The sequence below is a fragment of the Clostridium sp. Marseille-P3244 genome (assembly GCF_900120155.1).
In the GTDB taxonomy this organism is placed as follows: domain Bacteria; phylum Bacillota; class Clostridia; order Lachnospirales; family Lachnospiraceae; genus Mediterraneibacter.
Genome location: NZ_LT635549.1, coordinates 1,890,864 through 1,915,525 on the forward strand (window position 1 = coordinate 1,890,864; position 24,662 = coordinate 1,915,525).

General features: G+C 48.8%; 18 protein-coding genes and 1 tRNA gene. 15 read left to right on the forward strand and 4 right to left on the reverse strand.

What is annotated here, in order from left to right:
• Positions 1–38 precede the first annotated feature (38 nt).
• On the reverse strand, positions 39–1,568 hold the full coding sequence (locus BQ7367_RS10785; protein WP_159431655.1) for a nuclease-related domain-containing protein: 1,530 nt from the start codon (positions 1,566–1,568) through the stop codon (positions 39–41).
• A 306-nt stretch (positions 1,569–1,874) separates the two neighbouring features.
• Between BQ7367_RS10785 and gpmI the strand changes: the two genes are divergently transcribed.
• The 4 genes from gpmI (at position 1,875) to BQ7367_RS10805 (ending at position 5,175) form a co-directional block, all read left to right on the forward strand.
• Positions 1,875–3,413 carry a 2,3-bisphosphoglycerate-independent phosphoglycerate mutase gene (gene gpmI, locus BQ7367_RS10790; RefSeq protein ID WP_072525441.1) on the forward strand — a complete coding sequence of 513 codons (1,539 nt, stop codon included), beginning with the start codon at positions 1,875–1,877 and terminating at the stop codon, positions 3,411–3,413.
• Positions 3,414–3,565: 152 nt separating this feature from the next.
• Positions 3,566–4,069: a GreA/GreB family elongation factor gene (locus tag BQ7367_RS10795; RefSeq protein ID WP_072525442.1), complete on the forward strand. Its 504-nt coding sequence runs from the start codon at positions 3,566–3,568 to the stop codon at positions 4,067–4,069.
• 54 nt (positions 4,070–4,123) lie between these two features.
• Positions 4,124–4,771 (forward strand): HAD hydrolase-like protein, encoded by a 648-nt coding sequence (locus BQ7367_RS10800; RefSeq protein ID WP_072525443.1) that lies wholly within the window; start codon positions 4,124–4,126, stop codon positions 4,769–4,771.
• 158 nt (positions 4,772–4,929) lie between these two features.
• Complete coding sequence (locus tag BQ7367_RS10805) at positions 4,930–5,175, forward strand: hypothetical protein (protein ID WP_072525444.1); 246 nt, start codon at positions 4,930–4,932, stop codon at positions 5,173–5,175.
• A 71-nt stretch (positions 5,176–5,246) separates the two neighbouring features.
• On the opposite strand, the gene BQ7367_RS10810 is transcribed toward BQ7367_RS10805, so the two are convergent.
• Both BQ7367_RS10810 and BQ7367_RS10815 read right to left on the reverse strand, forming a co-directional pair.
• Positions 5,247–9,494, reverse strand: coding sequence for a 2-hydroxyacyl-CoA dehydratase (locus BQ7367_RS10810; RefSeq protein ID WP_072525445.1), 4,248 nt, complete (start codon positions 9,492–9,494; stop codon positions 5,247–5,249).
• Between the two features lie 325 nt (positions 9,495–9,819).
• Positions 9,820–11,568, reverse strand: a complete 1,749-nt coding sequence (locus BQ7367_RS10815; RefSeq protein ID WP_072524224.1) for an IS1634 family transposase — start codon at positions 11,566–11,568, stop codon at positions 9,820–9,822.
• 362 nt (positions 11,569–11,930) lie between these two features.
• On the opposite strand from BQ7367_RS10815, the gene BQ7367_RS10820 reads away from it, so the two are divergent.
• From BQ7367_RS10820 to BQ7367_RS10840, 5 genes are all read left to right on the forward strand, one after another.
• Positions 11,931–12,776, forward strand: coding sequence for a rhomboid family intramembrane serine protease (locus BQ7367_RS10820; protein ID WP_072525446.1), 846 nt, complete (start codon positions 11,931–11,933; stop codon positions 12,774–12,776).
• Between the two features lie 79 nt (positions 12,777–12,855).
• Positions 12,856–14,295 (forward strand): pyruvate kinase, encoded by a 1,440-nt coding sequence (pyk, locus tag BQ7367_RS10825; protein WP_072525447.1) that lies wholly within the window; start codon positions 12,856–12,858, stop codon positions 14,293–14,295.
• Positions 14,296–14,341: 46 nt separating this feature from the next.
• Complete coding sequence (locus tag BQ7367_RS10830) at positions 14,342–15,649, forward strand: diaminopimelate decarboxylase (protein WP_072525448.1); 1,308 nt, start codon at positions 14,342–14,344, stop codon at positions 15,647–15,649.
• A gap of 89 nt (positions 15,650–15,738) precedes the next feature.
• Positions 15,739–15,821, forward strand: a tRNA-Leu gene (locus BQ7367_RS10835).
• A 112-nt stretch (positions 15,822–15,933) separates the two neighbouring features.
• Positions 15,934–17,061 (forward strand): aldo/keto reductase, encoded by a 1,128-nt coding sequence (locus BQ7367_RS10840; protein WP_072525449.1) that lies wholly within the window; start codon positions 15,934–15,936, stop codon positions 17,059–17,061.
• On the opposite strand, the gene BQ7367_RS10845 is transcribed toward BQ7367_RS10840, so the two are convergent.
• Entirely contained in the window at positions 17,039–17,668 is a 630-nt protein-coding gene (locus BQ7367_RS10845; protein ID WP_072525450.1) for an HAD family hydrolase, read from the reverse strand. The two genes, BQ7367_RS10840 and BQ7367_RS10845, sit on opposite strands and share 23 nt — an antisense overlap.
• 137 nt (positions 17,669–17,805) lie before the next feature.
• Between BQ7367_RS10845 and polA the strand changes: the two genes are divergently transcribed.
• Genes polA through BQ7367_RS10875 form a run of 6 tightly spaced genes read left to right on the forward strand, consistent with a single transcriptional unit; the run spans position 17,806 to position 24,430 of the window.
• Entirely contained in the window at positions 17,806–20,421 is a 2,616-nt protein-coding gene (gene polA, locus BQ7367_RS10850) for a DNA polymerase I (protein ID WP_072525451.1), read from the forward strand.
• A gap of 47 nt (positions 20,422–20,468) precedes the next feature.
• On the forward strand, positions 20,469–21,053 hold the full coding sequence (gene coaE, locus BQ7367_RS10855) for a dephospho-CoA kinase (protein WP_072525452.1): 585 nt from the start codon (positions 20,469–20,471) through the stop codon (positions 21,051–21,053).
• On the forward strand, positions 21,050–21,847 hold the full coding sequence (locus BQ7367_RS10860; RefSeq protein ID WP_072525453.1) for an MBL fold metallo-hydrolase: 798 nt from the start codon (positions 21,050–21,052) through the stop codon (positions 21,845–21,847). The genes coaE and BQ7367_RS10860 overlap by 4 nt, the downstream gene beginning before the upstream one ends.
• Before the next feature lie 17 nt (positions 21,848–21,864).
• The gene (locus BQ7367_RS10865; protein ID WP_072525454.1) at positions 21,865–22,137 is read left to right on the forward strand and encodes an ACT domain-containing protein; all 273 of its coding nucleotides are present in this window, start codon (positions 21,865–21,867) and stop codon (positions 22,135–22,137) included.
• Positions 22,138–22,196: 59 nt separating this feature from the next.
• Positions 22,197–23,561, forward strand: coding sequence for a PFL family protein (locus BQ7367_RS10870; protein WP_072525455.1), 1,365 nt, complete (start codon positions 22,197–22,199; stop codon positions 23,559–23,561).
• Between the two features lie 11 nt (positions 23,562–23,572).
• A complete protein-coding gene (locus BQ7367_RS10875; RefSeq protein ID WP_072525456.1) occupies positions 23,573–24,430 on the forward strand; it encodes a DegV family protein in 858 nt (285 codons plus the stop codon).
• Positions 24,431–24,662: the final 232 nt, after the last annotated feature.

Genomic DNA, 24,662 nt, shown 5'->3' on the forward strand with positions numbered 1-24,662 from the left:
TCTGTTATAGGATTGGAATTCCTTACGGTATGCCGGGATCAGAGGTCACCGGCAGGATCATATTCCATTGAGTCCAGGGTTTCTTTTACAGTCCCATAGACCACGGAAGTGTAGAATTTGCAGATCTCAAAGAAAGGTTTGGCATAGGAGGCAAACTGGCGGCTTTTTTCGTTTATCTCAAAATTGGACACTATGATCTTTTTTACCCAGTTCTCCACATCATAACCCAGAGCGGGCCTGTTGTTTTTCTGTATAATATCTGCAATCTTCTCGATCTCTTCCTCGGAAAAGACAATAGGATGCCGGCGGATCTCATTGACGATCTCAGAACTTCTCAGCACGATATTGGCAGAGTTGTTCTGGATGTTTACTGTATTATTGGCAAAGGCAATGATAGAGTGCGCCTGGATCCAGGAGCCGGATGTATTTCCGAAAGCTTCATTTACGACTGTTTCCACTCCGTGCAGATGCCGTACATTCTGGCTTGATATGGATCCCAGGGGTGTAAATTTCCCGTTCCGCATGACCTTCTTCCAGCGGCCGTCCTGGTCGATGGCGATGCTGTAGCTCCCGCTGCTTCCGAGATTTTTCACCTCGATGATGAAGAGACCATAGGGGGAGACGACGATGAGATCTGACTCAACGGACTGGCCATTCACCTCCAGGCGGATATTGGGAAGTACTTTCATCTGATTCCGGTAAAACTCAAACTCTTTTAACACAGTCTCTTCGCCTTCCTGGCCCAGACGGGTACCTTTCACATCGGCGTTAAAGTCCTCACTGGCAGTCTGATAGGCGTCATACAGGTTTTTCAGCTCCTGGAACGCGGGGCCTGTCAGGCCCTTGTACAGCCCGGGGAGCCGGATATGGAGCTGCTTGCCTATGATCTTGGATTTCCATTGCCTGGATCTGAAGAAAGATTTTTCTATTCCATAGCGCACGATCAGTTTTTTACGCTGAAGCCTGCGGAAATACCGGGTCCCGTAGGGGACCTGCTGCAGTGTTTTACGCATTTCTCTGACGGCTTCCAGATATTTTTCCCGGATGTGGTTGGGCATGTTCAATGTATCATCAGAGATATTCCTGAGATATCCGGCCACTTCCGGATCCTGGGCATTGATAATATCCTGGATGGCAGCGCCGTTCATACAGTTTTCCGCGTCAAAGGGAGAATATGTAAGATCAGGAGAGGGATAACTGTAGAGCCGGTCAACCGTGGACAGGATCACGCCAAAAGCATTAACCCGCCTTTCCGGAGGAGTACCCTGCTGTACATCTTTGCGAAGGATTTCCGAATCGATTCCGTATTTTTTCAGGATTTCATAACATTTCCGGTCATTTTCATTCTCCGGGCGGTACGACTGCTGAATCTTGCGCAGTTCGCGCTGATACTTTAGGCCCGAAAAAAGGCCGTGGCTGTTCCCGCTCTGGGCTGTATATTCCTTTTCCTGCTGTCTGATCCGGTCATTCTCTGCCAGGGTATAGTAGGAACGGCCATATGACCTGTAATCCAGGCTCTCAGACAGATTCTGCAGATCTTTGAAAATTGACACATTTATGTTGTTCATTTTATCCTCCTCATCTGATACACTCTCTGTAAAATAAAAAATGAGCCCCATCAGGCCCTTTTTGTTATAGAGGGCGAGGTCGTGACCCCACCCCTGTAGCCAATGGTCAATTAACTACATGCTTTGATTATAAAAGAAACAGAGATATGTGTCAATCTTTTATCAGAGATTAATGACATTTTTATGCAGTATTTTTATGCAGGAATGATCCGTACCGCGGTTCTGTCTTGCAAAACATTTCCAAAACGGTTACAATAGGTAACGGAATGTTAAACTTTTCATTATATAAAATAAGGAGATATGGATATGAGTAAGAAACCTACTGTATTGATGATATTAGACGGCTATGGGCTCAGGAACGACCCCAGGGGCAACGCTGTCGCGGAGGGAAAGACACCGGTCATGGACAGGCTTATGGCTGAGTGCCCGTTTGTAAAAGGAAATGCCAGCGGGATGGCAGTGGGACTTCCGGAAGGCCAGATGGGAAATTCTGAGGTCGGCCATCTGAACATGGGCGCAGGCCGCATTGTCTATCAGGATCTGACCAGGATCACAAAGGCGATCCAGGACGGAGATTTCTTTGAGAACAAAGCGCTTCTCGCGGCATGTGAGAATGTGAAGAAGAACGATTCCGCGCTCCATATGTGGGGCCTTGTGTCAGACGGGGGCGTACACAGCCATAATACGCACATTTACGGGCTGCTGGAACTGGCCAAGAGACAGGGGATCGAGAAGGTCTATGTCCACTGCTTCCTGGACGGACGTGATACGCCGCCGGCATCCGGAAAAGAGTATGTGGAAGAACTGGAAGCCAGGATGAAAGAGATCGGCGTGGGACAGGTCGCTACCGTGGCCGGACGTTACTATGCGATGGACAGGGACAACCGCTGGGACCGTGTAGAGAGAGCGTATAGGGCGCTGGTCAGAGGAGAGGGCGTTGAGGCGGCCTCTGCCACGGAAGGGATCCAGGCTTCCTATGACAATGACAAGACAGATGAATTTGTGGAACCCATGGTGATCGTGAAGGACGGGGCGCCGGTGGCCACAGTGAAAGACGGAGATTCGGTGATCTTCTTTAACTTCCGCCCGGACCGCGCGCGAGAGATCACAAGGGCATTCTGCGACGATGATTTCAAAGGCTTTGACAGAGGCCCCAGAGTAAAGACGACCTATGTCTGCTTCACAGATTATGACGTGACCATAGGGAACAAGCTGGTGGCGTTTGAAAAAGAAGAGATTACGAATACCTTCGGAGAGTTCCTTGCCGCTCATGGACTGAAACAGGCGCGTATCGCAGAGACAGAGAAATACGCCCATGTCACATTTTTCTTCAACGGCGGCGTAGAGGAACCCAACCCGGGAGAGGACAGGATCCTTGTGAAATCACCGAAGGTGGCAACTTATGATCTGAAGCCGGAAATGAGCGCATACGAAGTATGCGACAAACTGGTAGAGGCCATCAAGTCCGGAAAATATGATGTGATCATCATCAATTTCGCCAATCCGGATATGGTGGGACATACCGGAGTCGAATCAGCGGCCATCAAGGCTATCGAGGCGGTGGACGAATGTGTCGGCAGGGCAGTAGATGCTGTAAAAGAAGTGGACGGCCAGATGTTTATCTGCGCAGACCACGGAAATGCAGAGCAGCTTATCGATGAGGAGACAGGAGAACCATTTACGGCGCACACGACGAATCCGGTGCCGTTTATCCTGGTAAACGCGGATCCGTCCTATAAGCTGAGAGAAGGCGGATGCCTGGCGGATATCGCGCCGACCCTGATCGAGATGATGGGAATGGAACAGCCGAAGGAAATGACGGGAAAATCCCTGATCATAAAATAGTCTTACAGTTTGGAAATGACCCTGTTCGGGCATAGAGCGGGCCGGGAGGGTTTTCTCACCGGAAGATGATAGGACAGAGGCATCGGAAATGTTCCGGGCCTCTGTCTTTTCAGGCCGGATCTGCCGCAGGCTGAAGGAGGATATTGGAAGAAATGGGCGAACGGTTGACAAAGAGCGATGTAGAAAAGATCCAGGCTGAGATCGAGCATCGGAAAGTGGTGAAGAGAAAAGAGCTGATTGAAGCTGTAAAAGAGGCGCGCGCTCACGGAGATCTCAGTGAAAATTTTGAATACCATGCGGCGAAAAAGGAAAAAAACAGCAACGAGAGCCGGATCCGCTATCTGGAGAGAATGCTGAAGACGGCAGTGATCGTGGAGGATCATTCGAAGGAAGATGAGATCGGGCTGAACAATACCGTTGAAATCTACTGTGAGGATGACGGTGAGGTAGAAACATACCGGATCGTAACTTCTGTCAGGGGAAGTTCGCTGAACGGGCTGGTCAGCATTGAGTCGCCTGTCGGGAAAGCTCTCCTGGGGCACAGAGAAGGAGACCGGGTGTATATAAAAGTAAATGATGATTTTGGATACTATGTAGTCGTGCGGAAAGTGATAAACACACAGAATGAAGAAGGAGATCAGATCCGCAGTTATTGACAGAACAGTACTCAGGCCGCACAGAAGGCGCGGCACAGACTAAAGGAGGATATCATGAAATTTACAACTGCAATATTTGACCTGGACGGGACGATCACAGATTCAGCGCCGGGTATATTGAAAAGTCTTTGTTATATGATGGAAAAGCACAGGATTCCCGTGCTTCCGGAAGAAAAACTTCGTCTCTTTATCGGGCCTCCTCTGAGAGAATCGCTTCCGGAAGTATTCGGGTTTGGTGAAGAGAAGATCGAACGCATGATAGAGACTTATCAGGAATATTACAGCGACAAAGGAATATTTGAATGTACAGTTTTTGAAGGTATGCCGGAGGCTCTTCAGAAGCTGAAAGATTCCGGCGTGCGTATTTTGATGGCCACCGCAAAGCCGGAAAAATTTGCCAGGATGGTTGCGGAGCATTTCGATCTTGCAAAATATTTTGACTTTATGGGAGGCGCCTGTATGGATGAGAGCAGATCCAACAAGCATGAAGTGATAGAATATGTTCTGGGATCCTGTGGAATTACGGATCGAACCGGCATCGTTATGGTCGGAGACCGCGCGCATGATATGACAGGGGCTCAGAAATCCGGGCTTCACACTCTGGGAGTGGCATACGGATACGGAAGCGCGGAGGAGCTGCGCGGCGCGGGAGCTGATATGCTGGCAGCCTCACCACAGGAAATCCCCGGCCTTATTCTCTGATATATCTGATTTTTTGAAAAATTTTTACAGAAATTTATCGGTGCATCAGACATAATTTTTACATTCTCTGCCTATAATAAAGCTGAAAACAGGATACTTATAAACAATTCATTGGTTTTGATATTTGAAAAATATTCAGCAGAAGAAGGGGAAAGAGAATGTACAGAGGATTATGGAATTTTATTACACGATATATGGATGACAGTCACGCGGTGCCGGTGTTTCTTCCTGTTATGATTATAGGATGGACCCTGATCGGCGTGGCTGCGGGCCTTATCTGGTGTATTTTCACAGGCTCGGGAGTCCTTCAGTCTCTGGCGGATCTGATCTGTGCCGGCGGATATGCGGGACTCATACTGGGACTGTTTGGAGGGTCCTTTTTCCTTTACAGGATCGGTGTCTGAAATGAAAAAAGAAATTTTGCGAAAAGATTCCCTGCCGGGAAAGAGCCGGCAGGGAATCTTTTTAAAATTCTTTATTTCTGTGCCTCCAGATTTTTAAACGCTGTGGACAGCATCAGTTTGATCCTGTTCAGCTGGTTTACTTCACTGGCGCCCGGATCAAAGTCAATGGCCACGATATTGGATGCAGGGTGCAGCCTGCGCAGCTCTTTGATAACACCCTTTCCAACCACGTGATTGGGAAGGCAGGCAAAAGGCTGTGTGCAGACGATATTTTCCGCTCCGCTGTGGATCAGCTCCAGCATCTCTCCGGTCAAAAACCAGCCTTCTCCGGTCTGATTTCCGATAGATACGATATCGGAAGCCATTTTAGCCAGATCCTCAATATGGGCCGGAGGCGTAAAGTGCCGGCTTGCGGCAAACGCTTTGGTTGCCGGAGCTCGCAGCCATTCTACTGCCCGGATACCCAGATTTCCGACCAGCGCCTTGGATTTTTTGAATCCCAGGTGTGAAACTTTGAAATTCTGGTTGTAGAAGCAGTACTGAAGGAAATCGATCAGGTCAGGGACCACGGCTTCCGCTCCCTCGGCTTCCAGAAGGTCTACCAGATGGTTGTTGGCGGCCGGGAGGAATTTTACCAGGATCTCTCCGACAACGCCAACGCGGGGCTTTTTAATGTCCAGGATTTCAATGTTGTCAAAGTCCCGGATAATATCACGGCAGAGTTTTTTGAATTTCCTGCGGGAAGGATATCCCTCAGAGACAAACTTTTTGCATAGTTCCGCCCATTTGCGGTGAACAGCATTAGTAGTCCCGGGAACTGCCTCATAGGGCCGCATCCGGTATACACATTTCATAAAGATATCCCCAAACACCGCTGCGTAGGCAATACGTACCGCCAGAGGAAGCGTGATCTTAAAGCCGGGATTGGACTCAAGGCCGCTTAAGTTGATGGAAATGACCGGGATATGCCCATAACCGGCCTTTTTCAGAGCGCGCCGGATAAATCCGATATAGTTGGAAGCGCGGCATCCGCCTCCTGTCTGGCTGATGATGACCGCGAGTCTGTCAGTGTCATATTTTCCGGACAGGATCGCGTCCATGATCTGTCCGACTACAATGAGGGACGGATAGCAGGCGTCATTGTTTACGTACTGGAGTCCTACGTTGACAGCCTGACGGTTGTCGTTGGGCAGCACCTCAATCTTATATCCGGCCGCGCGAAAGGCCGGTTCCAGAAGCTCGAAGTGGATGGGAGACATCTGCGGGCAGAGGATCGTATGGGTTTTTCGCATCTCTTTTGTAAAGGGAACCTTTTCAATAGACGCGGGCCGGATGGTGCGCTCGGTTTTTTTCTGTTCCCGTACCCGGATGGCGGCCAGGAGAGAACGTACCCGGATGCGGGCCGCTCCCAGGTTGTTTACCTCGTCGATCTTCAGGGTTGTGTAGATCTTGTCGGACCCGGTAAGAATGTCTGCCACCTCGTCTGTGGTGACCGCGTCCAGGCCGCAGCCAAAAGAGTTGAGCTGGATCAGATCCAGATTTTCAGTTGTTTTTACATAATTAGCAGCGGCATACAGCCGGGAATGATACATCCATTGATCCATGACGTTCAGAGGACGTTCTACCTGGTGGAGATGGGAGACGGAGTCCTCGGTCAGTACGGCAATATTATAGGAAGTGATCATTTCCGGAAGACCGTGATTGATCTCCGGATCAATGTGATATGGACGCCCCGCCAGAACAATACCCCGGTTTCCCGTCTCGTTGAGGAACCGGATAGTCTCTTCTCCTTTGGCGCGCATATCCTGACGGCATGCGGCAAGTTCCTCCCATGCAGCGTGGACAGCGTCTCGTATCTCTCTGTCCGGGATGGAAAATTTCGGACCGAGTTCCTCGATCAGACGGTAAGAGATGGTCTCTTCGTTTTTCAGAGAAAGGAACGGATGGATAAAATCTATCTGTCCCTGGACAATAGCGTCCATGTTATTTTTAATGTTCTCCGGGTAGGATGTGACGATAGGGCAGTTGTAGTGGTTGTTGGCCTCTTCAAATTCATTCCGCTCATACGGAACAGAGGGGTAGAAAATATGTTTGATCCCTTTGTTGATCAGCCACTGTACATGCCCGTGAGCCAGCTTTGCCGGATAGCACTCGGATTCACTGGGGATGGACTCAATGCCAAGCTCATAAATCTTTCTGGTGGAAGAAGGAGAGAGGACCACCCGGAATTTCAGTCTTGTGAAGAATGTAAACCAGAACGGATAATTCTCATACATGTTCAGTACCCGGGGGATACCGATGACCCCGCGTGATGCCTCTTCCTCCGGGAGGGGCTCATAGTCAAAATAGCGGTGGAACTTGTAGTCGAACAGATTGGGCATTGTATTTTTGGATTTTTCTTTCCCGAGACCCCGTTCACACCGGTTCCCGGTGATGAACTTCCTTCCGCCGCTGAAATGATTAATAGTCAGACGGCAGGTGTTGGTACAGCCGCGGCATTTTGTCATGGTGGTAGAGTACTCCATATCTTTGATCTCATCGATTGAGAGCATGGTCGTGCCCTCGCATTCGACATAGCGCTCTCTGGCAATCAGAGCGGCGCCGAAAGCGCCCATGATCCCGGCAATATCCGGACGGATCGCCTCGCAGTCCGCAATCTTTTCAAAGCTGCGAAGGACTGCGTTATTATAAAAGGTTCCTCCCTGGACAACAATGTGTTTTCCCAGCTCGGAGGCACTGGAAACTTTGATCACCTTAAACAGGGCATTCTTGATGACAGAGTAGGCCAGTCCCGCGGAAATGTCTGCCACAGATGCGCCTTCTTTTTGCGCCTGTTTTACCTTGGAGTTCATAAATACGGTACAGCGGGTCCCCAGATCGATGGGATTCTGGGCGTAGAGTGCCTCATGAGCAAAATCTTCCACGGAATAATTCAGTGATTTCGCGAAAGTTTCGATAAAAGAACCACAGCCGGAAGAGCAGGCCTCGTTGAGCTGGACACTGTCTACGGTCTGATTTTTGATCTTGATGCATTTCATATCCTGGCCGCCGATATCCAGAATGCAGTCGACATCCGGTTCGAAGAACGCAGCCGCGTAATAGTGGGCTACAGTCTCCACCTCGCCCTCATCCAGCATCAGAGCGGCCTTGATCAGAGCCTCTCCATAGCCGGTTGAACAGGAGTGGACGATCTCCACACCTTCCGGGAGCTGGCTGTAAATATCTTTAATGGCGGTTATGGTGGTCCCCAGGGGATCTCCGTCGTTATTGTGGTAGAAGGAATAAAGAAGGGTTCCGTCTTCGCCTACCAGAGCGGCCTTGGTCGTAGTGGAGCCGGCGTCGATGCCAAGAAAAGCTTTTCCCCGGTAAGTGGCAAGGTCTTTGACAGGGACCTGATGCTTGGCGTGACGCGCGGTGAATGCTTCATATTCCGCGTTTGTGGCAAATAGAGGCTCCAGCCGTTCTACTTCGATGTCCATCTTGATCCTGCCGGCCAGGCGGTTCTGCAGCTCCTTAAGTGCCATGGGAACATCCTTTTTGGAATTCAGGGCAGATCCGATGGCTGCGAACAGGTGAGAGTGATTGGGCGCGATAATGTGCTCGTCATCCAGTTTGAGTGTGCGGATAAAAGCCTGACGCAGCTCAGGCAGAAAGTGAAGAGGACCTCCCAGGAAGGCAACGTGCCCCCGGATCGGCTTGCCGCAGGCAAGTCCGCTGATAGTCTGATTGACTACGGCCTGAAAAATAGAGGCGGCCAGATCCTCACGTGACGCCCCGTCGTTGATCAGCGGCTGGATATCGGATTTGGCAAACACGCCGCACCGGGCCGCGATCGAATAGAGGGCTTTGTAATTTTTCGCGTATTCATTCAGACCGGAAGCGTCGGTCTGGAGCAGAGAAGCCATCTGATCGATGAAGGAACCTGTACCGCCGGCACAGACTCCGTTCATTCTCTGTTCTACATTACCTCCCTCAAAATAGATGATCTTCGCGTCTTCACCTCCAAGCTCTATGGCGACATCCGTCTGAGGCGCATAGTCCTGCAGGGCTGTGGATACGGCGATCACTTCCTGGACAAAAGGAATTCCCAGGTGTTTTGCGAGCGTCAGACCGCCGCTTCCGGTAATGACCGGAGAAACCTGGATCGGCCCCAGTTTATAGAGAGCACGGCCGAGAAGATCTGACAGTGTCTCCTGGATATTGGCAAAATGACGTTCATAGTCGGAGAAGAGTACCTCCTTGTCCTCGTCCAGAATTGCAATCTTGACTGTAGTGGAACCGATATCGATCCCAAGAGTATGTAATTCTTTCAGATTCATTGTATAATCTCCAATCTTCTGTAGTAAAATTTATATGAGTTCTTACTTATTTAATGTGTCTTTCTGTTTTGCAACAATTTACATTATACGACAGGAATTTTAAAAAGACAATTGTTATTATTATGCGGGATTTGAAAATAATTCCGGGTCTTATAGATATTTTATATAAAGATTGTGTGAAAGTCAGGTAAAGCTATAACAACTGTTTGACAAACAGTTTTGTGAACGGTACAATCCCATCTTTGACAGTTGAAAGAGTAAAAAGAGGCTACAAACCCAGTAAATATGGGCGTTGTAGCCTCTTTCGGTCTTGCATCGATATGTGCTATATTTTGTCTCTTTCCAAAACTTTTGTATTTTTAATGAGAGTGCGCATGGAGGTTTTGGTAATGATCTCATAATCCGTACGGAAACCAAAAACCTGGTGCAGGGTATCTGTAAGTTCTGTACGGGTGTAAGAGGGGATATAACCGCCGGCAGAAGATAAAAGGGTCATCTTCATGGAACGCAGGGTTTGGATGAGTTGATTACACGTATAGTCCTCTCCAACAGCCTTTTCCAACAGCCGATACACGGTCAGGCTGAGATAGCAGGTCATGAAATGGGCTTTGATGTGGTCTTCTGTACGGACAAAGGCTGGGCGGGAGCCGAGATCCTCTTTCATGATGCGGAAGTTTTCTTCGATCTGCCAACGCTGCCGGTTGATCCGGATGATCTCACTTACCTCTCCCTCTAGATTGGTCACTACGGCATAAAACCCATCATACATCGCTTCTTTCTCGATCTGTTCCCGGTCAAGGGCATAGATTGTTTTTTCAGCGATCTCCCCATCCGCCGTAACCGTAGTGGCTTTTATAAAACGCATAGGATCATTCGGGTTTTTGCTCTTTCGTTTCTTCCCCGCGGAGGAGAAAAGTTTTTGCGCCCGTTCAATCTGGCCTTCCCGGATCCTTCTTTGGTAAGCGGCGTATTTCGGGGAATAGGTAACGATCAGAGTCTCATCCATATCTGCTGTCACAAGAGGGTATTCCTTATAATAAACAGAGTTGTAGGTCTCTTCATCCGTTTCATCCAGTGTGCGAAGGTCAATAAACTTTTTGGAACCTATCTTGCGGAACTGCGTGGGATCCATCGCGATCCTCCGTTCATCCTCTTTCATTTTTTTCAGAGAATGTGTGATCACATAGGCTCTGTTAGCGAAACTGTTGAAGCGGCGGTTATTCAGAGAACCCAGCCCGCTATCCGAACAGAAAATAAATTCGCTGCAGTTGAAATCCCGGATGATCTTCTGCTCTAATGGCTTCAAAGTTGTCTGTTCATTCTGGTTCCCGGGGAAAATATCGAAAGACAAAGGGATCCCGTCCGCATCCATGAACAAACCCATGGTCACGATCGGATTGGGACGATGTTCCTTGCTTTTGCCGTATCTGCGCAGTTCGTCCTCCTGTTCGATCTCAAAATAAAAGTTTGTGCAGTCGTAGTACAGGATTTTTTTGTTCCTGGGAAGGACAAAGTTGGAATTCTGGTAGAGTTCACTCTGTATAAAATCGGATTCCTCAGCAAGGACGGAAAGGGCACGGTAAACATCCTGTAAGGAGTATTTTGGCGGTTCCAGCAGGGTCTTGCAGTACGCATAGCTTTCCCGCTTGCTGGAGGGATGGAGAATACGGGCATAGATCAGGTCTGTTAAAATGGCGTGGAGATCATACAGATATTTATGGCGGCCTTTGATGGAACGGCAGATCTTATCCAGGCGAAGTTGGGTAACAAGGGACTGGAGAAAGAGATATCCGATGTTAAAAAGGCGCTGCTCATTTGGGGCGATACGTGCTCCCTGAGAAAAATCTATAGAAACTTTCCCGTTTTTCTGATTATAGAGTTCTGTTTCTTTTCGTGCTTCGTTTTTAGCCCATGCCAGCATCATATCTTTGTCTCCGTCAAACTGAGCGATGAGATCGTTAAATTTTCCGAGTTTTTTATAGATACGGGAAGATGATTTTCCATCCTCTTTCCGAAACGATTGATAAATATATACATCTTTATTATTTTTACTGCCTGTAATAGCGATATACATGATAAAAAACGCCTCTCTTTTCTTTTTATTATAACACACTATTACAAACAAGTACAGAGAAAAACATAAAATTTGACAAAAAAATGCAGGCTTTATGCGGCCTGCAAGGTATTTTTGATTTATTCAACTGTAAAACTCCCGTTTCTGTTTTGCAACAATTTACATTATACGACAGGAATTTTAAAAAGACAATTGTTATTATTATGCGGGATTTGAAAATAATTCCGGGTCTTATAGATATTTTATATAAAGATTGTGTGAAAGTCAGGTAAAGCTATAACAACTGTTTGACAAACAGTTTTGTGAACGGTACAATTGTATCGGTATAAAAACAAAATCTGGAAAGTAAGGAGAAATAACATTTGAACTGGCTTGACAAATTAGAGAGAAAAATGGGACGTTTCGCGATCCCGAACCTGACAGTGTATCTTCTGGCAGGCTACGTGATCGGTTTTATTACCATGTATCTGATGCCGGAACTGATCAGCTGGCTTACTCTGGAACCGGCTCTGATTTTGCGGGGACAGGTGTGGAGGATCATATCCTGGGTGCTGGTTCCACCGGCTACGGACCTGATTTCTCTGGTGTTCCTTGTACTGCTTTATTATTCACTGGGAACAGCTCTTGAGCGTACCTGGGGGACTTTTAAGTATAATGTATACATTTTTTCGGGTATCCTGTTTACAGTGCTGGCGGTATTCGCTCTGTATGGTGTGTTTTACTTCATGTATGGTGTGGAGATCCCCCTGTCATCGATCGGACTTGTGAGCACAAACTATATTACGATGTCCATTTTCCTTGCGTTTGCGGCAATTTATCCGGACATGGAAGTCCTGTTGTACTTTATCCTGCCCATTAAAATGAAGTGGATGGCGCTGGTATATGCCGCTTTGGCCGGATACTCGTTCATAACAGGCGGGATTGTGACCCGTGTAGCGATCGGGGCGTCACTTTTGAATTTTATTATTTTCTTCCTTTCTACGAGAAATCTGCGACGGTATTCACCAAAAGAGAGAGCAAGAAAAGCCAGATTTAAAAAGCAGTCCGCGCCTCACATGCATTATGAGGGCGGCGCTAAGCACCGCTGCGCGGTATGCGGCCGCACGGAACTGGATGATCCCTGCCTGGAATTCCGTTTCTGTTCCAAATGTAACGGAAATTATGAATATTGCCAGGATCATTTGTTCACTCACGAACATGTAAAATAAATGGCGGGACACACAGACCAGATTCATCCTGGAAGATATGATATATAGAAATAGTTGATGTAAGGAGAGGGCTTATCTTATGAAAAAAACAAAAGTAGTCTGTACAATGGGACCTAATACGAATGACAGAGAACTCATGAAGAAACTCATGGAAAACGGAATGGATGTGGCCCGTTTTAACTTTTCCCATGGTGATCATGCGGAACAGAAGAGCAGAATGGACATGCTGAAAGAACTCCGTGAAGAACTCCATACCAACACAGCTATCCTGCTGGATACTAAGGGACCGGAAATCCGGACGGGTATTCTCAGAGACGGGAAAAAAGTTATGCTTGAGAACGGAGCTTCCTTTACTTTGACCATAGAGGATGTGATAGGGGACGCTCAGAAAGTGTCTATCTCGTATGAAGGCCTTGTGGAAGATGTGGAACCCGGGAAAACGATCCTGATCGATGACGGGCTGATCGGACTGGAAGTAGTGGCTAAAACAGAGAAGGAGATCCACTGTGTTGTGGTCAATGGCGGTGAGCTGGGAGAAAGAAAGGGAGTCAATGTCCCGAATGTGGCAGTCCGTCTGCCTGCGATCACAAAGAAAGACAGAGACGATATCCGCTTCGGAGTGGAGCAGGGCATTGATTTTATTGCGGCTTCTTTTGTAAGAAACGCAGAATGTGTCCTGGAAATCAAGGCATATCTGAAAGAACTGGATGCGCCCTACACACCTGTCATCGCCAAAATAGAGAACGCGGAAGGAATCCGGAATATCGATGAAATTATCCGCGCGGCAGACGGGATCATGGTGGCCCGAGGTGATCTGGGCGTAGAGATCCCGGCGGAGGAAGTACCTTATCTGCAGAAGATGATCATCCAGAAATGCAACAATAATTTTAAGACAGTTATTACTGCCACACAGATGCTGGATTCCATGATCCGCAATCCCCGTCCTACCAGAGCTGAAGTGACAGACGTGGCGAACGCGGTTTACGACGGAACAGATGCGGTGATGCTCTCCGGAGAGACCGCTCAGGGCAAATACCCACTGGAAGCGCTGCAGATGATGGTCCACATCATTGAGAATACAGAGCAGCATCTGGATTATGACATGATGCTGGAAAAAGCAGGAAGCCATCTGAAGAAGAAAGGATTGTCCAGTGCTATCGGATATTCTTCGGTGCTGGCTGCCTCTAATCTGAATGCCAGATGTATCATTACTCCTACTGTGTCCGGCGCGACCACCAGAGTGATATCTGATTTAAGACCCAAACAGGATATCCTCGGGATCACTCCAAATGAGCGTACGCTGCGGAGAATGTCAATCTACTGGGGAGTAAGGCCGCTGAAGTCAACACAGCTGAATTCTACAGATGATATCTGCAACGCGGCTATTGAACTGGCAATTGTGAAGCAGTATGTGGAATCAGGGGATGTGGTTGTTCTGACAGCAGGTGTTCCCTCGACAAATGTCCGGCAGGAGCACAGTACAAAGAGCAATATGATGAGGATCGCTACGATCGAATAATATCCGGATCGAAAGAGATCCGAAACTACTTTAAGGAGAGACATTAATGAACAAAAGACCGTTTGTTACAAAGGAACAGATCCAGGAGATCACAAAAACATATCCTACCCCTTTCCATATCTATGATGAGAAGGGGATCCGGAAGAATATGGAGGCTTTGAGAGACGCTTTTTCATGGAATCCCGGATTTAAAGAGTACTTTGCGGTAAAAGCGACTCCCAATCCGTTCCTGATCAAGATTCTGAAGGAGTACGGATGTGGCTGCGACTGCTCTTCGTACACGGAGCTGATGTTGTCTGAGGCCGTGGGAATTACCGGACATGATATTATGTTTTCTTCCAATGACACACCGGCGGAGGACTTTGTTTTGGCGGACCGCCTTGGCGGGATCATCAATCTGGATGACATCACCCATATTGAATTTCTGGAGAAAGCGATCGGCCATATCCCGGAAACGATCAGCTGTCGTTTTAATCCGGGCGGACTGTTTAAAATTTCCAATGATATCATGGATAATCCGGGTGACGCCAAATATGGCATGACTGCAGAACAGCTCCTGGAGGCCTATAAGATCCTGAAGGCCAAAGGAGCGAAAGAATTCGGCCTCCATGCGTTTCTGGCCAGCAATACAGTGACCAATGAGTATTATCCCATGCTGGCAAAGATCCTTTTTGAGCAGGCGGCGCGTCTGTCAAAAGAGACTGGAGTACACATAAAGTTTATCAACCTTTCCGGAGGGATCGGCATTCCCTACAGGCCGGATCAGGAACCAAATGACATCCGGGTCATCGGAGAAGGAGTGCGGAAAGCCTATGAAGAAGTACTAGTTCCCGCCGGAATGGGAGATGTGGAAATTTACACAGAACTGGGACGATATATGATGGGACCATATGGCTGTCTTGTCACCAAAGCGATCCATGAAAAGCACACACATAAGGAATACATCGGGGTAGACGCCTGTGCGGTAAATCTGATGCGTCCGGCCATGTACGGGGCATATCACCACATCACAGTGCTGGGGAAAGAGAATGCGCCCTGTGATCATAAATATGACGTAACCGGCTCTCTTTGTGAGAATAATGATAAGTTTGCTGTTGACCGGATGCTTCCGAAAATTGATATGGGAGATTATCTGGTGATTCATGATACAGGGGCTCACGGATTTTCCATGGGATACAATTATAATGGCAAACTGAAGTCTGCAGAGCTGCTCTTAAAAGAGGACGGCGGTGTGCAGCTTATCCGCCGGGCAGAGACGCCGGCAGACTATTTTGCCACATTTGACTGCTTTGAGATCGGCAGGAAACTGACCGGGCAGGCCGGTGAACTGGGCAAGGAGCGGGCCGTGATCTGACAAAACCCGGTATAAACGGGAAAAATGTTGTTGCAATGAATTTTCTCAAGTGATATAATCAAATCTGGCTTCCAACGGAAGCCGGGCGTGCGGAAGTGGCGGAATGGCAGACGCACAAGACTCAAAATCTTGCGTAGGTGACTACGTGTGGGTTCAAGTCCCATCTTCCGCATTCTTATAATAGACAGTCTTTTTAAAACAGCCTTCCAGACCGGAGGGCTGTTCTGTTTCAGGCAGATAAAATTCCGGAGCCTGTATGACGGGCAGAAAAGGAGGAAATGGAAATGATCTATCGAAAATTTCAGGATCACAGAATAGCAGCCTTGGGGTTTGGATGTATGCGCCTTCCCTTAAGCGGCAGTGCAGAATCTGATATCGATGTGGAACAGACACAGAAAATGGTGGCTTATGCCATGGACCATGGGATCAATTATTTCGATACCGCCTGGGGATATCACAATGGAAATTCTGAGACCGTGATCGGGCGGACGCTTGGCCGTTATCCAAGGGAGGACTATTATCTGGCTACCAAATTTCCGGGTTATGATCTGGTAAATATGCCCAAAGTCGCTGAAATTTTTGAACGCCAGCTCAAGAAGTGCGGGGTGGAGTACTTTGACTTCTATCTTTTTCATAATGTATGCGAGATGAACATTGACGCCTATCTGGATGCGAGGTATGGCATTATGGACTATCTTCGTAAGCAGAAGGCGGACGGACGTATCCGCCATCTGGGATTTTCTACTCATGGAAGCTGTGAAGTTATCCGGAGATTTCTTGATGCCTATGGCAGTGAGATGGAGTTCTGTCAGATTCAGCTGAATTATATAGACTGGCATTTTCAGAAGGCAGAGGATACGGTTCATCTGCTGAAAGAGTATGATCTGCCGATATGGGTAATGGAACCTCTGCGCGGGGGACGTCTGGCAGCACTGGATGATGACAACACTGCGCGCCTGCGCGCCATGCGGCCGGATGAGACTGTTCCGGCCTGGGCATTTCGTTTCCTGCAGTCCGTACCGGAGGTAACAGTTGTATTGTCCGGCATGTCCGGAATGGAACAACTGGAAGCGAATGTCAAGACATTTGAACATGAAAGGCCGCTGAGCGCTGCTGAACAGACGGAGCTGCTGAAAATCGCCGATGACATGATCAGAGAAGTTCCCTGTACTGCCTGCCATTACTGTACCTCCCACTGTCCAAAGGGTCTGGATATTCCGGCCTTGATAAAGCTGTATAACGAGCATGTTTTTACAGGAGGAAACATTCACATTTCCATGGCGCTGAACACGCTGCCTGCAGAGAAACAGCCTGCGGCCTGCATCGGCTGCCGCAGCTGCGAGAAAGTCTGTCCGCAGCAGATCAAGATATCTGAGATACTGGCGGATTTCACTGCCAGGTTGAAAGGATAAGCGGCAGTTCCCGGAAAGAACGAATCTTTCTCTCTGCTTCCGGCACATCGCCGAAGCCATATTCCGCAAACAGGAACGGGATTCCTGCTTCCCGGCAGGCTTCGGCATCGCCTCTGGTGTCACCGACATAGATAGGGGACACCAGACTGTTCCTTTTCATCAGCTTCAGAATCGTCTGGCCTTTCGAGGTAAGGGTGTCTCCGAAACAGAGATGATCTTTGATATACGGCTGGAGACCGGTGACGCTTAACATGGTCTCTATATAGCCTGCCTGACAGTTGCTTGCGATATAAAGAGGGTACCTCTCAGACAGAATTTTGACAGTCTCCTCCACTCCATCATAGAGTGTGCCCGGATGCTCTTTCAGATAGGTGTTTTCAAAACTGCAGCAGTGCTCCAGGATCTCCATGCGCTTTTTAGGAGGAAGGGAAGGAAAGAGCGCATTGCCGATGTCAGTCATTGTCTTCCCGAATAACTGGGTCAGAGTCTTTCCGTCCATAGTAAGATCCACGGACGGGTATTCCTTCAGTATAATATTCCAGCACTTTGCCACAGGCTCTACGGAATTCCAGAGCGTGCCGTCCACGTCAAAAATAATACTGTCCATATCTGTACTTCTCCTTAGTCTTAAATATGATTTCTAATATGATAAAACTATCCTTAATGATACCATAAAAACAGCCTTTAAAAAAGAAGTTTTTTAGTGTATACTTTAGTAATGGCTATGGACGGAGGAAATTTCTGATGAAAGAAAAGATCGTACTGATAGACGGACACAGTATTTTAAACCGGGCATTTTACGGAGTGCCTGACCTGACCAATTCAGAAGGACTGCATACCAATGCGGTTTATGGATTTCTTAATATCATGTTTAAGATTCTGGATGAAGAAAAACCAGAATATCTGACAGTTACATTTGATGTCCATGCCCCTACATTTCGGCATGAGATGTTCGCGGAGTATAAAGGAACAAGAAAACCGATGGCGGAGGAGCTTAGGCAGCAGGTGCCGGTGATCAAAGATGTCCTGAAGGCAATGAAGATTGAGATCATCGAAAAGGCCGGGCTGGAAGCGGACGATCTCCTTGGGACGATCTCACGCCTGTGTGAGAAAAAAGGGCTGGATGTATCCATCATTTCCGGGGACAGGGATATGCTCCAGCTGGCGACAGAACAAGTAAAGATCCGGATTCCGAAAACGAAGCAGGGAAGGACGGAAGTGGAAGACTACTATGCCTCTGATGTAGAGAAAGTATACGGGGTTACTCCAAAAGAGTTTATAGACGTAAAAGCTCTGATGGGAGATACTTCTGACAATATACCGGGGGTGCCGGGAGTCGGTGAGAAGACTGCGGTCAAGATCATACAGGAATATAGATCCATTGAAAATGCCCATGAACACGTGGATGAGATCAGGCCGCCCAGAGCCAGCAAAAATTTGAAAGAATACTGGGAACAGGCAAAGTTAAGCAAAGCTCTGGCCGAGATCAACACGCACGCTGAGATCGACTTTGATCTTGCGAAAGCGCGCCACGGGAATCCATATACAAAAGAAGCCTATAATCTTTTCCAGCGGCTTCAGTTCAAGAATATGCTGAGCCGGTTTGACGTGGAGGTATCTGTCAATGATATTGAAAGCTCCTTTTGCGAGGTGACAGACAGAGCTAAGATCGATAACATTTTTGCGGAGGCGGCACAGGCAGAGTGTGTAGGAGCGGCATTGTCAAAGGATGCCGGAAACGTCCTTCCGCTCTTTGCCCATCCTTCCGGATTTGGAAGAATCGCGATTGCCTACGGGACTGATAAGATCTATACGATTCCCTGTGATATGGATACGGATATGGACTATCTTTTTGAAAAGCTGTCCGAAGTGGCTGAAAGAGCGGGATGCTTTTCTATGTGCGGGTTGAAAGATGCGATGTCCAGTATTACCGGCATCCGGAAGGAAAACGGATTTGATGTGGTCGTGGCGGCATATCTGCTGAATCCGCTGAAGAGTGACTATAATTATGAGGATGTGGCAAGGGAACAGCTGGGGATCCTCATAGACGACAAAACAAATGATGCCGGAAAGGCCTGTTACGAAGCATATACCGCGTATGCGTCTGTCAAACCCCTGTGGGAAAAACTGAGAGAAACAGGGATGGAGCGGCTGTTCCGTGAGATTGAGATGCCTCTTGTTTTCACGCTGTTCGACATGGAACAGGCGGGAGTGAAGGTAGAGGCGGAAGCGCTGAAGATTTACGGAGATCAGCTGGGGGAACGGATCGTAGAGCTGGAAAAGGAAATTTACTCGCTGGCAGGGGAGCAGTTTAATATTAATTCGCCCAAACAGCTGGGAGTGATTCTTTTTGACAAGCTGGGGATGCCCCACGCTAAGAAGACAAAGACCGGATACTCTACGGCTGCGGATGTCCTGGACAAGCTGGCGCCGGACTACCCGATCGTAGCAAAGATCCTGGAATATCGCCAGCTGACAAAACTGAAATCAACCTATGCGGACGGCCTGGCCGCATATATCGGAGAGGATGGAAGGATCCACGGAAAGTTTAATCAGACAGTCACAGCTACCGGGCGTTTAAGCAGTACAGAACCCAATCTGCAGAACATACCGGTGCGTATGGAACTGGGAAGACTTATACGAAAAGTATTTGTCCCCAAAGAAGGCTGTGTGTTTGTGGATGCAGATTATTCTCAGATCGAGCTGCGCATCCTGGCCCACTGCTCCGGTGACGAACAGCTGATCCAGGCGTACAGGGAGGCCAGGGACATCCACCGGATGACAGCTTCCCAAGTATTCCATACTCCTTTTGATGAAGTGACGGAACTTCAGCGGCGCAACGCCAAGGCGGTCAATTTCGGGATCGTGTACGGGATCAGTTCGTTCGGGCTGAGCCAGGATCTGAGTATCACCCGGAAAGAAGCGGCTCAGTACATCGAACATTATTTTGAGACTTACCCGGGAATCAAAAAGTTCCTGGATGACTCTGTCGCAGGGGCGAAGGAAAAAGGATACGCAATTACCCTTTTCGGCAGGCGCAGGCCTGTGCCGGAGCTGAGATCCAGCAATTTTATGCAGCGGAGTTTCGGAGAGAGAGTGGCGATGAACGCTCCGATCCAGGGAACAGCCGCGGATATCATCAAGATCGCGATGATCCAGGTCCATGACGAGCTGAAAAAGAGAAACATGAAGTCCCGGCTGCTTCTGCAGGTCCATGACGAGCTGCTCATTGAGGCGGACGAGTCTGAAGTGGAAGAAGTGAAATCCATCCTGAAGGACAAAATGGAACACGCGGCAGAGCTTTTGGTTCCCCTGATCGTTGACATGCATACCGGAAAGAACTGGTATGAGGCAAAGTGACACAGAACAATATCCGATACCGGGGAACATAAAAAGGAGAATCAGAGATGAAAGTGCTGGGGATCACAGGAGGTGTGGGTTCCGGGAAAAGTCAGATCTTGAATTATCTGAAAGAAATCCGGGGCGCTTATATCTGCCAGATGGACGAGACAGCCAGGAAGCTGCAGAAAAAAGGGACAGACTGTTTCCGGCGTATCGTAGAGCAGTTCGGGACGGGGATCCTGGCAGAGGACGGAGAACTGGACCGCGTCCGGCTGGGCAGTATCGTGTTTTCTGATGCTGGCAGCCTGGAGACCCTGAACCGGATCGTCCATCCGGAAGTAATCCGTCATGTACGGCAGGACATCGCGCGGCAGGAGAAAGAGGGAACAAAGCTTTATGTCCTTGAAGCGGCCCTTCTTCCTGACGCAGGCGCGGAACTCTGCAATGAGATCTGGTATATATACACAGAGGAGAATATCCGGCGCCGGAGGCTGAAGATGTCCCGGGGATATACGGATGAAAAGATCACACAGATGATCGCGTCACAGCCGTCGGATGAAGAATTCCGACAGGCCAGCACCGTTGTCATTGACAACAGCGGTTCTTTTGAAAATACAAAGAGACAAATAGGAGAGAGATTACGATCATGAGAATGTGCAGCATTGCCAGCGGGAGCAGCGGCAACTGTATCTATGTGGGCAGTGATGATACTCATCTGCTCATAGACACAGGGATCAGCAGAAAACGGATCGAGGAAGGATTAAGACAGCTGGAGATCAAGGGGGAAGAGTTAGACGGTATTCTGATCACCCATGAACATTCCGACCATATCCAGGGGCTCGGAGTGTTCAGCAGGAAATATGAAATACCTGTCTACGCCACCCCCGGGACGATCGAAGGGATCCGGAGTTATTCCGGGCTGGGGCGCCTGCCTGATGGCCTGCTCCATCCCATACATACAGATGAACTGTTCCTGCTGGGTGATGTAACGGTCAGCCCCTTTGCTATCTCCCACGATGCCAATGAGCCTTCCGGATACCGTCTGGAATGCGGAGGAAAATCGGTCGCAGTAGCGACAGATCTGGGGAAATATGATGATTATACAGTGGAGCATTTAAAGAATCTGGATGCGGTCCTTCTGGAGGCAAACCATGATATCCATATGCTGGAAGTGGGAGGTTATCCCTACTATTTAAAACAGCGGATCCTGGGGGACAAAGGGCACCTGTCAAATGAATTGTCAGGGCGGCTGCTTTGTGATATACTACATGATAATCTGAAGCACATCGTTCTGGGACATCTCAGCAAAGAGAACAATTACGCGAAACTTGCCTATGAGACGGTCAAGCTGGAGGTTACACTCTCGGACAATGATTACAGAGGGGAAGACCTGGATATGTTTGTTGCCGGCAGGGACACTGTTTCAGATATTATTATGGTCTGACCATGGAGGAAGAAAGAATGAAGAAATGTATTGTTACCGTACTTGGAAAAGATACAGTAGGGATCGTTGCCAGAGTGTGTACTTATCTCGCGGATAACAAGATCAATATCCTGGATATCTCCCAGACAATCATCCAGGGATATTTCAACATGATGGTGATCGTGGATGTGTCGGGACTCCAGAAAGATTTCACCGTTCTCTGCGATGAGATGGAGAAACTGGGGGAGGAGATCGGCGTGGTTATCCGCTGCCAGAGAGAGGAAATATTTGAGAAGATGCACAGGCTGTAAATTGGGAGATTTTACAGGATATAGCCTGATATAACAGGAAGATTGCGAGGATACGGACTATGATCAACATGTATGAAGTGTCAGAGACAAACAAGATGATCGAACACGAGAATCTGGATGTTCGTACGATCACGCTTGGCATCAGCCTGCTGGACTGCATTGACTCTGACCTTGAAAGACTGAACCGGAAGATCTATGAGAAGATTACAGAGACCGCGAAGGATCTTGTCGCTGTCGGACAGGATATTGAGAAGGAATTTGGGATTCCCATTGTGAATAAGAGGATCTCCGTTACCCCCATCGCTCTGGTGGGAAGCGCAGCCTGTAAGTCGCCGGAAGACTTTGTTTCCGTGGCGCGGACGCTGGATATGGCAGCGGAGAAGGTAGGGGTCAATTTTATCGGAGGATATTCCGCGCTGGTTTCCAAGGGAATGACAAAAAGTGAGGAGAACCTGATCCGGTCTATACCACAGGCGCTGGCAGAGACGGAGCGCATTTGCAGCTCTGTGAACGTAGGATCCACTAAGACCGGTATCAATATGGACGCGGTACGCCTTTCGGGCGAGATTGTCCGGGCTACCGCGGAAGCCACCAAGGAGAGAGATTCTCTGGGCTGCGCGAAACTGGTGATCTTCTGTAACGCGCCGGATGACAATCCATTTATGGCGGGAGCATTTCTTGGCGTAACAGAGGCAGACGCTGTGATTAATGTGGGGGTCAGCGGCCCGGGAGTCGTAAAAAAAGCACTGGAAAAAGTCCGGGGCAAAGGATTTGAAGAACTGTGCGAGACGATCAAGAAGACAGCTTTTAAAGTGACCCGGGTCGGTCAGCTGGTGGCCGGAGAAGCCTCCGAGCGTCTCGGCATCCCTTTCGGAATCGTAGATCTCTCCCTTGCGCCCACCCCGGCTGTGGGGGACAGCGTGGCGGAGATTCTGGAAGAGATCGGGCTGGAGAGGGTCGGAGCTCCCGGCACGACAGCAGCGCTGGCCATGCTCAACGACCAGGTAAAAAAAGGCGGCGTGATGGCCTCATCCTATGTAGGAGGACTGAGCGGCGCATTTATCCCGGTCAGTGAGGACCAGGGGATGATCGATGCCGTACATGCGGGATCTCTGACTCTGGAGAAACTGGAGGCCATGACCTGCGTCTGCTCTGTGGGACTGGATATGATCGCCATTCCGGGCAGAACAAGCGCGTCAACCATAGCCGGTATCATCGCTGATGAAATGGCGATCGGCATGGTAAACCAGAAGACGACAGCGGTCCGTCTGATCCCGGTGATCGGAAAAGATGTGGGTGATACCGCCGAGTTCGGCGGCTTGCTGGGATACGCTCCGATCATGCCGGTCAATGAATTTGGCTGCGAAGCATTTATAAACAGAGCGGGGCGGATTCCTGCTCCGATCCACAGTTTTAAAAATTAGGGAGAAGAAAAATGGGAAAAGTAGCGATCGTAACTGACAGCAACAGCGGGATCACGCAGGACAGGGGAAGGGAGCTGGGGATTTATGTCCTTCCCATGCCATTTTTTATCGACGGAGAACTGTTCCTGGAAGATATCACTTTATCACAGAAAGAATTCTATGAAAAGCTGGGCGCGGATTCGGATATCTCCACATCACAGCCATCCCCGGGGAGTATTATGGAATTGTGGGACAAGGCTCTGAAAGAATACGATGAGATCGTGTGCATTCCAATGTCCAGCGGGCTGAGCAGTACCTGTTACACAGCCATGTCCCTGGCCAAAGACTATAAAGGAAAGGTGCAGGTAGTAGATAATCAGAGGATTTCCGTCACGCAGGAACAGTCCGTGTATGACGCAATGCAACTCCGCGATGAGGGAAAGAATGCGGAGGAGATCAAAACCATTCTCGAGAAAGAGAAGTTACAGGCAAGCATCTATATTACGGTAGATACGCTGAAATATCTGAAAAAAGGCGGTCGGATCACCCCTGCGGCCGCGGCGCTCGGAACGGTGCTGAACCTGAAGCCCGTACTCCAGATCCAGGGGGAGAAACTGGATGCCTTTGCGAAAGTCAGAGGCTGGAAAGCAGCCAAAAGGACAATGCTGAATGCCATTGAGAAAGACCTGAATGAGCGTTTTGCCGAGGTGAAGGAAGATATGGTACTTGGAATGGCATATACCTGCGCGGAAGAAGAAGCAAAGGAATGGAAGAAAGAGATCCAGGGCAAATTCCCCGGGTATGAGATAGTGGAAGGTCCTCTCTCCCTGAGCGTGGCATGCCATATCGGACCGGGTGCCATGGCAGTGACCTGTATGAAGAAATTGTAAATCTGAGTTTGACGAGGGATTCAGGAGACGCCGGGGAGGATGGATAAAGGTTAGGGAATAGAAAAAAGCTGGTATCCAAAAACGTATTCTGCGGCGACAGAATGGGTGTCCCCGTCTCCGTTCCAGAATCCGGGAAAAACATAAAGGGACTTAGAGCCCGCCTAAATACAAAGCAATCCGATGAGCAACTCGCGTTCGCTCAGACAATCTCATCGGATTGCTTAACGGCGGA

Coding starts and splice junctions, on each gene's coding strand:
- BQ7367_RS10840 (WP_072525449.1), top strand. CDS start 15,934: ATGATCTATCGAAAATTTCAGGATCACAGAATAGCAGCCTTGGGGTTT.
- BQ7367_RS10860 (WP_072525453.1), top strand. CDS start 21,050: ATGAGAATGTGCAGCATTGCCAGCGGGAGCAGCGGCAACTGTATCTAT.
- BQ7367_RS10875 (WP_072525456.1), top strand. CDS start 23,573: ATGGGAAAAGTAGCGATCGTAACTGACAGCAACAGCGGGATCACGCAG.
- BQ7367_RS10800 (WP_072525443.1), top strand. CDS start 4,124: ATGAAATTTACAACTGCAATATTTGACCTGGACGGGACGATCACAGAT.
- coaE (WP_072525452.1), top strand. CDS start 20,469: ATGAAAGTGCTGGGGATCACAGGAGGTGTGGGTTCCGGGAAAAGTCAG.
- polA (WP_072525451.1), top strand. CDS start 17,806: ATGAAAGAAAAGATCGTACTGATAGACGGACACAGTATTTTAAACCGG.
- BQ7367_RS10830 (WP_072525448.1), top strand. CDS start 14,342: ATGAACAAAAGACCGTTTGTTACAAAGGAACAGATCCAGGAGATCACA.
- BQ7367_RS10865 (WP_072525454.1), top strand. CDS start 21,865: ATGAAGAAATGTATTGTTACCGTACTTGGAAAAGATACAGTAGGGATC.
- BQ7367_RS10845 (WP_072525450.1), bottom strand. CDS start 17,668: ATGGACAGTATTATTTTTGACGTGGACGGCACGCTCTGGAATTCCGTA.
- gpmI (WP_072525441.1), top strand. CDS start 1,875: ATGAGTAAGAAACCTACTGTATTGATGATATTAGACGGCTATGGGCTC.
- BQ7367_RS10810 (WP_072525445.1), bottom strand. CDS start 9,494: ATGAATCTGAAAGAATTACATACTCTTGGGATCGATATCGGTTCCACT.
- BQ7367_RS10795 (WP_072525442.1), top strand. CDS start 3,566: ATGGGCGAACGGTTGACAAAGAGCGATGTAGAAAAGATCCAGGCTGAG.
- BQ7367_RS10785 (WP_159431655.1), bottom strand. CDS start 1,568: ATGAACAACATAAATGTGTCAATTTTCAAAGATCTGCAGAATCTGTCT.
- BQ7367_RS10815 (WP_072524224.1), bottom strand. CDS start 11,568: ATGTATATCGCTATTACAGGCAGTAAAAATAATAAAGATGTATATATT.
- BQ7367_RS10870 (WP_072525455.1), top strand. CDS start 22,197: ATGATCAACATGTATGAAGTGTCAGAGACAAACAAGATGATCGAACAC.
- pyk (WP_072525447.1), top strand. CDS start 12,856: ATGAAAAAAACAAAAGTAGTCTGTACAATGGGACCTAATACGAATGAC.
- BQ7367_RS10805 (WP_072525444.1), top strand. CDS start 4,930: ATGTACAGAGGATTATGGAATTTTATTACACGATATATGGATGACAGT.